The 8,996-nt window shown below is 37.6% G+C and carries 12 protein-coding genes; 8 read left to right on the top strand and 4 right to left on the bottom strand.

The genetic code is table 11. The features are described 5' to 3' along the window. Positions 1–226 precede the first annotated feature (226 nt). The 8 genes from P9B04_RS09565 to P9B04_RS09530 all read left to right on the top strand — a co-directional run bounded on the left by P9B04_RS09565 (position 227) and on the right by P9B04_RS09530 (position 4,461). The gene (locus tag P9B04_RS09565) at positions 227–505 is read left to right on the top strand and encodes a hypothetical protein (protein WP_342054761.1); all 279 of its coding nucleotides are present in this window, start codon (positions 227–229) and stop codon (positions 503–505) included. A 7-nt stretch (positions 506–512) separates the two neighbouring features. Further along, the gene (locus tag P9B04_RS09560; RefSeq protein ID WP_342054760.1) at positions 513–941 is read left to right on the top strand and encodes an Imm30 family immunity protein; all 429 of its coding nucleotides are present in this window, start codon (positions 513–515) and stop codon (positions 939–941) included. A gap of 6 nt (positions 942–947) precedes the next feature. Then, positions 948–1,211: a type II toxin-antitoxin system HicB family antitoxin gene (locus tag P9B04_RS09555; RefSeq protein WP_342054759.1), complete on the top strand. Its 264-nt coding sequence runs from the start codon at positions 948–950 to the stop codon at positions 1,209–1,211. After that, positions 1,204–1,443: a type II toxin-antitoxin system HicA family toxin gene (locus P9B04_RS09550; protein WP_342054758.1), complete on the top strand. Its 240-nt coding sequence runs from the start codon at positions 1,204–1,206 to the stop codon at positions 1,441–1,443. Before P9B04_RS09555 ends, P9B04_RS09550 begins: the two co-directional genes overlap by 8 nt. Before the next feature lie 68 nt (positions 1,444–1,511). Continuing rightward, on the top strand, positions 1,512–1,928 hold the full coding sequence (locus tag P9B04_RS09545) for a XisH family protein (protein WP_342054757.1): 417 nt from the start codon (positions 1,512–1,514) through the stop codon (positions 1,926–1,928). Next, positions 1,916–2,257, top strand: a complete 342-nt coding sequence (locus P9B04_RS09540; RefSeq protein WP_342054756.1) for a XisI protein — start codon at positions 1,916–1,918, stop codon at positions 2,255–2,257. The genes P9B04_RS09545 and P9B04_RS09540 overlap by 13 nt, the downstream gene beginning before the upstream one ends. A gap of 228 nt (positions 2,258–2,485) precedes the next feature. Further along, positions 2,486–3,418 (top strand): COX15/CtaA family protein, encoded by a 933-nt coding sequence (locus P9B04_RS09535; protein WP_342054755.1) that lies wholly within the window; start codon positions 2,486–2,488, stop codon positions 3,416–3,418. A 98-nt stretch (positions 3,419–3,516) separates the two neighbouring features. Beyond that, positions 3,517–4,461, top strand: a complete 945-nt coding sequence (locus tag P9B04_RS09530; protein WP_342054754.1) for a heme o synthase — start codon at positions 3,517–3,519, stop codon at positions 4,459–4,461. Between the two features lie 156 nt (positions 4,462–4,617). On the opposite strand, the gene P9B04_RS09525 is transcribed toward P9B04_RS09530, so the two are convergent. The 4 genes from P9B04_RS09525 to P9B04_RS09510 all read right to left on the bottom strand — a co-directional run. After that, a complete protein-coding gene (locus P9B04_RS09525) occupies positions 4,618–5,970 on the bottom strand; it encodes a 1-acyl-sn-glycerol-3-phosphate acyltransferase (RefSeq protein WP_342054753.1) in 1,353 nt (450 codons plus the stop codon). A 9-nt stretch (positions 5,971–5,979) separates the two neighbouring features. Continuing rightward, positions 5,980–6,675 carry a PspA/IM30 family protein gene (locus P9B04_RS09520; RefSeq protein WP_342054752.1) on the bottom strand — a complete coding sequence of 232 codons (696 nt, stop codon included), beginning with the start codon at positions 6,673–6,675 and terminating at the stop codon, positions 5,980–5,982. Positions 6,676–6,734: 59 nt separating this feature from the next. Then, the gene (locus P9B04_RS09515) at positions 6,735–7,748 is read right to left on the bottom strand and encodes a hypothetical protein (protein WP_342054751.1); all 1,014 of its coding nucleotides are present in this window, start codon (positions 7,746–7,748) and stop codon (positions 6,735–6,737) included. Between the two features lie 314 nt (positions 7,749–8,062). Beyond that, the coding region (locus P9B04_RS09510) for an RNA-guided endonuclease InsQ/TnpB family protein (protein WP_342054750.1) at positions 8,063–8,996 on the bottom strand (934 nt) is incomplete at its 5' end.

Genomic DNA, 8,996 nt, shown 5'->3' with positions numbered 1-8,996 from the left:
GTTTGGCCTAAGTTTTCGCAGCGAGTGACCCCTGGCTTTTTGAGAAGATACAATTAAGTGCGATCGCCTATAATGAACATATCCTCTAAAATAGTTACAAGGAGACAACATTACCCAATCTAAACTACTTACAGGAGAAGGACAAGTCGGGACCTACGGCAACTTGTTAAAATTAGGTCGTAGAGGAGACAATTTAACCCCTCATCATGTTCCTTCTAATGCTTACATGAAAGCTAAAGTCAAAGATTACACAACCAATCAACGAATTGCTATCATGATGGAACATTTATCACCAGGAAAAGGGGGTCGTCATCGCCAAACTTCATCCTATGGTAGAAGTCCAGATTTAACTCTTTCACCTCGGCAAATTCTAGCACAAGAAGTGTGGAATATTCGTTCTATTTATCTTAATCAAAAACTCTATAACTCAAGCATCAGAAAAAGTTTACAAACGCTTATTAAACTCAATCAAGAGACTTGGCAAAATGTTTTTATAAAGGAGTAATCTAATGATTAATTTACTAAAAACTTTAAAAGAAAATCGCTTTATGAAAACGCCTGAAGAGGTAATTACTTTTGAAGAAACTTTAGAAAAGATTGCAGAAAACCCTCATGATGAGTATTTAAAAGACTTACATCTTATTTTAGATGATAATTGTGAACAAGCTGAAGTTATGTTTGGGTTAGTCCATTTTTTAGAATCTTTTGACCCACAACAACAAATTGAAGCTTTTATTGCTGTTATTCCACAACTAATGATTACTGCACCAGAATGGACAAAAATAATTCATTATCGAATAATAAATGATGAATTAGCTTGTCAAAATTATCAAAAATGTTTAGAATTAGCTAATGAAAAAACACCTCATTTCCTATATCAACTCTTAAGTGAAAGCATTAAAAATAATATTAACTCAAAACATATTTTAGCAATTAGTTAAACAAAAATGAACTTTTACACCGTCATTCTCAGAAAAAGCGCAAGTTATTGGGTTTCATTATGTCTCGAAAACGGATTAGTGGGACAAGGAGAAACTCCAGAACAAGCTATTGATAAACTTAAAGAAGCAATTGAATCTTTTTTAGAAGTTTATAATAGCGAAGATAATATCTATTCTCGTTCACTTCATATTGATGAACTCCATGAATTTTTAACCATTGAAGATTCTGAATCTTCTGAAATCTACGAATTAAGAAAAGTTTATGCCTAAAAATATTCCTTCTCTTAAACACAAAAAACTAATTAAAATTCTTGAAAAAGGAGGTTGTCAATTTTATCGAGAAGGAAAAGGAGATCATCGTTTATACATTCGAGAAATTGACAAACAGCGTAGAATTGTTCCTATAGATATTGGGGCAAAAGAAATGTCACCTGCTTATGTTTTACGCATTTTTAGACAATTTGGTTTTAGTGATGAAGAAATTGAAAATTTGTTGAAATAAATTAATAAAAATGAAAAAAGCGATCGCCTATAATAAAACTATACCCTAAAATAAGTATAAGGAGGAAAATGCCAGCAAAAGACACTTATCATGATGCCGTTAAAAATGCTTTAATTAAAGAAGGTTGGACTATTACAGCAGATCCTTATAGAATTAAATACAAAGATGCTGAATTATTTGCTGATTTAGCAGCAGAAAAACCAATTGCTGCTGAACGCAGTGGACATAAAATAATTGTTGAAATCAAAAGCTTTTTAAGTCCCTCACCAATGAGAGATTTTGAGGTTGCTTTAGGTCAATATATTTTATATCGAGACTTAATGGAGCTAACTGAACCAGAATATACAATTTATTTAGCTATTAAAGACAGTATCTATATAAACTTTTTTCAAAGAGATTCTATCAAGGAAATTAGCAAAATCAACGAATTACTCTTAATTGTTGTTGATATGGAGCAAGAGGAAATTTTAGAATGGATAAGTTAAAAAAGTATCGCGAATCTATCAAAAAAGTCTTAACAGAATATGACGAATGGGTTTCAGGTTCATCGAACTTAAGCAGAGAAAGCTGTCTTATTTTTGATGAAGAACATGATCAATATATGTGGTTATTTATGGGATGGGAAGGAAAGAAAAAAATTAGAAACATTCATGTTCATATACGAATTAAAAATAAGAAAATCTATATAGAAGAAGATTGGACAGAAGAAGGTATAGCTAATGAATTATTAAGAGAATCTGTACCAAAAGAAGATATTGTTTTAGCTTTTCATGATCCCGAAAGTCGCAAATATACAGACTTTGCCATCGCTTAAACCTTCTAATAGCTTAAAATATAGTTAAATTTAAGTCAGAAATTGTTAACTTAAGTAAAGGCATTGTTAACCTAATCAAAAGATTAGAAAAAGTTCCTAAAAATTCAGGCACAAATCAGAAACTCTTCAGTACGATCTGACTAGCTCTACTTTTAAAGAGACAAAATTTTGTAGCAAAGTCAACACTTTGTTAGCAAACAAATCTGTTAAATAAAGTAATAGGATGCTATGACAGAATCTGTTCTTACAGGACAAATAACCCCCACAAGCGATCGCCCGAAAGTCCAAAAATGGATGAGATTTCTGGTCTGGAAAATCGCCATCGCCACCCTACTATTGATGGCGGTAGGTAGTGCCACAAGGGTGATGAATGCAGGGTTAGCTTGTCCGGACTGGCCTTTGTGTTATGGTCAGTTAGTCCCCACCCAACAAATGAATCTACAAGTCTTCTTAGAGTGGTTCCATCGCTTAGATGCGTCCCTCATTGGTTTGAGTACCCTAGCCCTAGTGGGACTATCTTGGTGGTTTCGCAAGGAACTGCCCAAATGGTTGCCCTGGGCTTGTTTAGGAGCATTAGGATTAATTGTTTTCCAAGGAGTATTAGGCGGTCTAACTGTCACGCAAATGCTACGGTTTGATATTGTCACCGCCCATTTGGGAACAGCCCTCCTATTTTTCGCAACCTTGGTGATCATTGCCCTCTGTCTAACCCCCTACCGTGGCACCACCACTGCCACTAAACTGCGATGGGTTAGCCTCACAGCAGCTATTTTAGTGTACGTCCAATGCTTATTAGGGGCATTAGTAGGTTCCCGTTGGGCTTTGCATCAATGCTTTGGTGGTTCCCAACTCTGCGCTGTTATGAATAGTCATATTATTGGTGTGGTTCCCGCCACCCTAGCCACCTTAGCCGTCGTTTTCACCACCTGGCGGACTCCTGCACTTCATCCAACCTTAAGACAACTTGCTTGGGTAGTAGGTGGGATTGTTGTATTGCAAGTGCTGTTAGGGGTAGCCACCTTTTACCTACGTTTACAGGTAGAACCCTTAACCGTCACCCATCATACCATTGGGGCGGCTTTATTTGCCACCTTAGTAGCCTTAACAACCCTGGGAATGCGAGATGTGTCAGGCAACAAACAGGCAACAAGCAAAAGTTAAGGATTTTAATTGGTTAGCAAACCAACCCCTTTTCTGCCTTCTATATTTTTTCGTGCTTAGCACAATAACCTATCAATCAACAGAATTTGGTGTGAATAATGATTGGGACTGATCTTGTCCGTCGTAACGAGAACCTTTTACAAGTGGTTAGAAGTTATTATCAACTAACCAAACCGAGGATTATTCCTCTTTTACTAATTACCACAGCCGCCTCGATGTGGATTGCTTCTGAGGGTCAAGTAGACTCCTTTAAACTACTAATCACCCTATTAGGAGGAACCCTGGCCGCAGCTTCAGCGCAGGTAATGAACTGTATTTATGATCGCGATATTGACTACGAAATGTTGCGAACCCGAACCCGTCCCATTCCTTCTGGCCGAGTTCAATCCAGTCACGCCCTCATTTTTGCTGTAGTGTTGGGGGTAATGTCTTTTAGTCTTTTTCTTGTCTATATAAACCTTCTCAGTGGTTTATTAGCCATGTCCGGCATTGCTTTTTATATGCTGGTTTATACCCACTTCCTCAAGCGCAATACCCCCCAAAATATCGTCATCGGTGGGGCTGCTGGTTCTATTCCTCCCTTAGTGGGTTGGGCAGCAGTCACAGGGGATCTCAGTTGGGCCCCTTGGATTTTGTTTGCAATTATTTTCCTCTGGACTCCTCCCCATTTCTGGGCTTTAGCCTTGATGATTAAGGATGATTACGCCCAGGTGAATGTTCCCATGATGCCAGTCATCGAAGGAGAAGAGTCAACGGTTCGTCAAATTTGGTGGTACACCTTATTGGTGATCCCTTGTACTTTATTATTAGTCTATCCTTTAGGGGCTTCCGGTTGGCTATACGGTGCGATCGCTGTACTATTAGGGGTGATATTTATCAAGAAAACTTGGTTACTGAAACAAAATCCTTTTGATAAGGACATGGCCCGATCCCTATTTAAGTTTTCTATCCTCTACTTAATGTTGTTGTGTACTGCAATGGTAGTGGATAGTTTACCCCTTACCCGTCAGGTGTTCATGGCTATGATTAATTTTGTTAGCTGATGGGAGAAATTTAGAATTAATTGTTCTTAATGGGTAAGCATTCAGCTGTCAGTGTTCAGTGAAAAGATGAAAGCGGTAAGCATTCGTTTAATTGCTATAAACAGATAAAATAGGCTGATTACTGACGACTAATAGCTGAATGCTTACCTTAATCCTTTAAGCGCGAACAATCAACCTATCTAAACTATCTCGTAAGTCTTGCGTTAAGCTGGTGACGGCTTGACGACGATTTTTTTTATAGGTATCAAAGCGATCGCTAATGGATAGAGGATCACCCACTGTTATCAATGCTTTTTGTTCACCCAGTTGAGGACGAAAGAAGGGGTTTTCTCCTTTAATTTTTGCTATGGAATCCCACAATAATAGGACCGTATCGGCAAACCTTTCGGCAGATGGTTTGTCTTTTACATAGTATCCGGTTACTGCCACAAAAGACTCCACTAAACGCATATGCCACATTCTTAAACTCGCTTCTTCAGCAACGCGATCGCCTAGTCCTTTTTCCACTAAAGATAGTTTATTCATCTCCTTGAAGTCATCCCGATAAATATATTCCCACCCTGCTTGTTCCAGACGACGGCAGCGATCAATCATCGTTCCTTTAGGTTTAAGATCAAAGTAGGTTTCTGCTACTTTTAGGCTAGTATTGAGTAACTTTTGTAATCTTTCTTGTAAAGTTTGTTCCGATTGATCTGGTAACTGTTGATGATAAAATTGTCGATAAAAATTTTCCATCACCCCTAAAAAATGTTCCCCTAATTTATATAATCGTTCGTATAATTTAGCAGTTTCTAAGGAATGATTTTCTGAAGAAATACCGGCATCTTTTTCTAACTGAGTTAATAGCTTTTCAATCTCTCCCCAAGGAGGAGAAATATAGAAATATTGAATACCGATAGGAACAATAAAAACCGTTTCTTGGCGATTATTTTTCTGTACATCTTCTGCACACCAAAACCCTAATTGAGAGATCCCCGGTTCTAAGGGACTAATAATTTCATTATGACCATTTGTTGCTCCTTCTGGGGCTGCTGCTATGGGAAATTGACTATTGACAAATAACTCTCTTGCTGAACGTAATCCAGGAATATCTAACTTACCTCTTTGTATAGATGTTCCCCCTAAACTAGAGTATAACCAACCCACTGCAGAACCTGCCCAAAGGGGGATACCTCGATCATACATAAAGTGAGAATGGAGGGGGTTTTTTAAATTGATCTTTTGTTCTTTGGCTACTTTTGGCAACAGTTTCCAGACTAAATATCCCATACAATAGGGATCGTTTACACTAGGATGACGAAAAGCCATTAAAAAACGAGTTTTTCCCTCTTGAAATTGTTGATAAAGATCGAGTAACTTTTCAATATTGTTACCTTCTATTTCCTTAATTGTAGTTTGCCATTGTAACCACAAGGGTAAGCAAGTTTTGACCCCACGGTAGACCCAAGGATTAAAACTAGGAGGAATATATTCTAAAGGGGGTTGAGCATGAATTGAAGTTTGATTCATTTTATATGTTTATAATTGATCCAGCTTAGACCTGAGTTCGTCTATTTCTGATTGAGAATTTTTAGCTTTTAACTGAGCAATTTCTTTTTCTACTTTTTTACTATTTTCTAACTCCATAAATTTACTTTCTAGGGGATCAGCAATTTTTCCCATCGTAGCGGATTGTGTCTCTAATTCAATAATTTGTTGGTCGATTCTTTCAAACAAATTTTCTGAATTATAGGGATCGAGATTTCCTAAAACTTCGTGGAGTTTTTGGGATGCCATAGCAGAACGAAGTCGGGCTAAATAAAGACTCTTTTTCGTTTTAGCTTCCCGTTCTTTGTGTTCAACTGTACGCAATTGATCTTTTAACCTCTGAATAATTTCATATTGTTCTATTAATTGGCTTTGAATACTATCAGCTTGTTGTTGATAAGATTGATGTTTAAATAATGCCTCTCTAGCTAAAGTTTCGTTACCTTTTTCTATGGCTAATTCTGCTCTTTCGTACCAAGTTTGGCAAGCTTTTTGGTAACGAGATAACTGCCGTTCTGCACCTTTATGAGTGGCGATCGCTTCTGCTAATGCACGACGCATGGCAATCAACTCTTGTTCCATTTGGCTAATAGCATCATCTAATAATTTTTCGGGGTCTTCTGCTTCATTAACCAAGCTATTAAGATGACCCTTAACAACCCGACTAACTCTTTCTAACCATCCCATTTTTTTCTCCTATTGGTTGCTTATAATAACAGTGTACCAAGGTTTTGGGTTTTCAGTAATCACAAAGAGTTATCAACATCATTTTGTGACGTTTCTGAATCTAAAACTTCTCTTTCTTGAAGTTGTTCAAGATGTTTAATTTGTTGGGGTAATACTTGTGGAGGAAGTTCATTCATTCCATTTTGCATCTCTAAACGGGTTTTATGGTTAAATCCTAAAGGTATATTATTTTGATCGTTTTCTTCCATTTTTAACTGTTGTTTAATTCCTTGACGAATTTGTTCTTCTTCGGAAACTGTTTGGTTATTGATAGGAGGAGGTGGGGGTTCAATAACTACGGAAGGAACCGTTGAATGGGGAAGGGGACGAGGAATTTCTGCAACGGGAATAGAAGAGGGAACGGGGGGATTTTTTGGTTGTTGAGGTACTTTGAGAGGAGTGGTGGACAATTGGTAGTTGGTGGGGGTTTGGGGTTGTAGAGAGGGAGGTAAAATCGCGTTTGTTAAGCTTGGAGGTGGATTGATATTGACTACCTTCTGGGTTGGAACCGAAGATACGGGAGTGTATGTCGCTGATTGTTGAGGGGACACAGGAGGGGGAGAAGGGAGGGAAACCGTACTTAGTCCGTCTAAAATGACCTCATCAGGGGATTTTCTAGCAATATTAAGACTTCTCGGTATGGATAAGTTAGAAGGGGTGTTATCCACGTCTAAGGTAGTTGTGGGTGACTCTTCGGGGGTTGGTTGCATTTCCCATAGTTGTAACCCAACTAGTCCAAAATTTGTCAGTACAATCAAGGATAATGATCCTATTCCCCAAGGTGTAGACAAGCACACTAATCCTTGTTTCAACCATACAGGTAATAAATCATCTTCTTTTGCTTGGTTGGGTTCTTCTGCTGAGGTGGGATACCAAGTTAGATTAACGGTGTTTTCATTCTCCTCAAGTTCAGAGGAGTCTGCGGAAGTTTCCGCGATAATTTCTGCATCAATGGGTTCGTATTCAGATTTATTGTACTGAGATAGGGAATTAGGGTTTTTTTCAGTATAGTTTGGTTTATTATCAGGATTCATGACTATTTAAAAATTCTTAGCGGGGTATGATATATGTCTAGGTTTAACATATTCTCAATAAATTCTCACAACTAAGAGGGAAGATATAGCAATCAGGGATGATTCATGAGATATCTTTTTTCCCAGTTATCAGTTATCAGTTACCATTGCTTACTGTTGACTTTTCCCTGTTCCCCGTTCCCTTATACCTCAGACTTAAATGATCACAACTGATGACTGATTGCTATAGTTGTAGTCTGGAACCCAATAAAAGCAAATATACACATAATCTAATTTGTTGACACTCCCGTCGACGGAGTCGAGGGATTCTTCTTTCAACCAGCGAACTTAGTATACTGATTTTCATCAATACAGAAGAGGCTCATCTGTCCAGAAGCGTTTACCCAATATTCTTGGGCGATTTGCGTATGCCCTACGCTATCGAGTCCTTGATTTAAAATATTAATTCCAGCGTTATGATCACGATCAAGTTTTGTCCCACAGCTACAAACGTGAGTTCTAGTTGATAGTGACTTCTTAACTCTTTGACCACAATTACTGCAATCTTGGCTAGTGTAATTAGGGTTAACAGCTATCAACTTTCTATCAAATACCTGACAGAAATACTCTAGCCATTCTCGGAACATTGACCAACTAGCATCGTTGATTGATTTAGCTAATTTTGTCCGAAATAACCCCTTAATATTGAGGTTTTCAATCACCACAATATCGTTAGACATTGCCACGTATCTTGCTGTTTTTACAACAAAATCTTTACGCTGGCGACTGACTTTTAAATGTTGTTTAGCTAGTTTTTTTTGTGCTTTTCTCCGGTTGTTACTTCCTTTCTTACATTTACTCAGTTTACGCTGAAACTTTTTGAGTTTTTTCTCAGACTTTCTAAAAAATCGAGGATTTTCTACTTTTTTACCTGTTGAGTCGGTGTAAAAAGATTCTAAACCGACATCGATACCCAGATAATTACCAGTCGATTTAGCTTTTTCTACCCTTGTTATATCAATACAAAATTGAGCATAGTAACCATCAGCCCTTCTGACTAATCTAATTCGTTTAATCTGAGTTTTTTGATAGAAATGTAAATCCCGACTTCCCACTAATTTAAGTTTTCCAATACCAGTAGAATCAGTAATAGTTAGATATTTTCTGTCCTCAGAAAGTTTCCAGCCACAGGTTTTATATTCCACTGAACGGAAACTTCTCAAAAAGTCTGGGGGGACTCGCCGAAAGTTAGGGGACAAAGATGAAAAT

Origin of the sequence: Crocosphaera sp. Alani8 (assembly GCF_038442745.1) — a bacterium.
GTDB lineage: Bacteria > Cyanobacteriota > Cyanobacteriia > Cyanobacteriales > Microcystaceae > Crocosphaera.
This window is presented reverse-complemented; position numbering and strand designations above follow the sequence as displayed.

Coding starts and splice junctions, on each gene's coding strand:
- P9B04_RS09565 (WP_342054761.1), top strand. CDS start 227: ATGAAAGCTAAAGTCAAAGATTACACAACCAATCAACGAATTGCTATC.
- P9B04_RS09555 (WP_342054759.1), top strand. CDS start 948: ATGAACTTTTACACCGTCATTCTCAGAAAAAGCGCAAGTTATTGGGTT.
- P9B04_RS09550 (WP_342054758.1), top strand. CDS start 1,204: ATGCCTAAAAATATTCCTTCTCTTAAACACAAAAAACTAATTAAAATT.
- P9B04_RS09545 (WP_342054757.1), top strand. CDS start 1,512: ATGCCAGCAAAAGACACTTATCATGATGCCGTTAAAAATGCTTTAATT.
- P9B04_RS09540 (WP_342054756.1), top strand. CDS start 1,916: ATGGATAAGTTAAAAAAGTATCGCGAATCTATCAAAAAAGTCTTAACA.
- P9B04_RS09535 (WP_342054755.1), top strand. CDS start 2,486: ATGACAGAATCTGTTCTTACAGGACAAATAACCCCCACAAGCGATCGC.
- P9B04_RS09530 (WP_342054754.1), top strand. CDS start 3,517: ATGATTGGGACTGATCTTGTCCGTCGTAACGAGAACCTTTTACAAGTG.
- P9B04_RS09525 (WP_342054753.1), bottom strand. CDS start 5,970: ATGAATCAAACTTCAATTCATGCTCAACCCCCTTTAGAATATATTCCT.
- P9B04_RS09520 (WP_342054752.1), bottom strand. CDS start 6,675: ATGGGATGGTTAGAAAGAGTTAGTCGGGTTGTTAAGGGTCATCTTAAT.
- P9B04_RS09515 (WP_342054751.1), bottom strand. CDS start 7,748: ATGAATCCTGATAATAAACCAAACTATACTGAAAAAAACCCTAATTCC.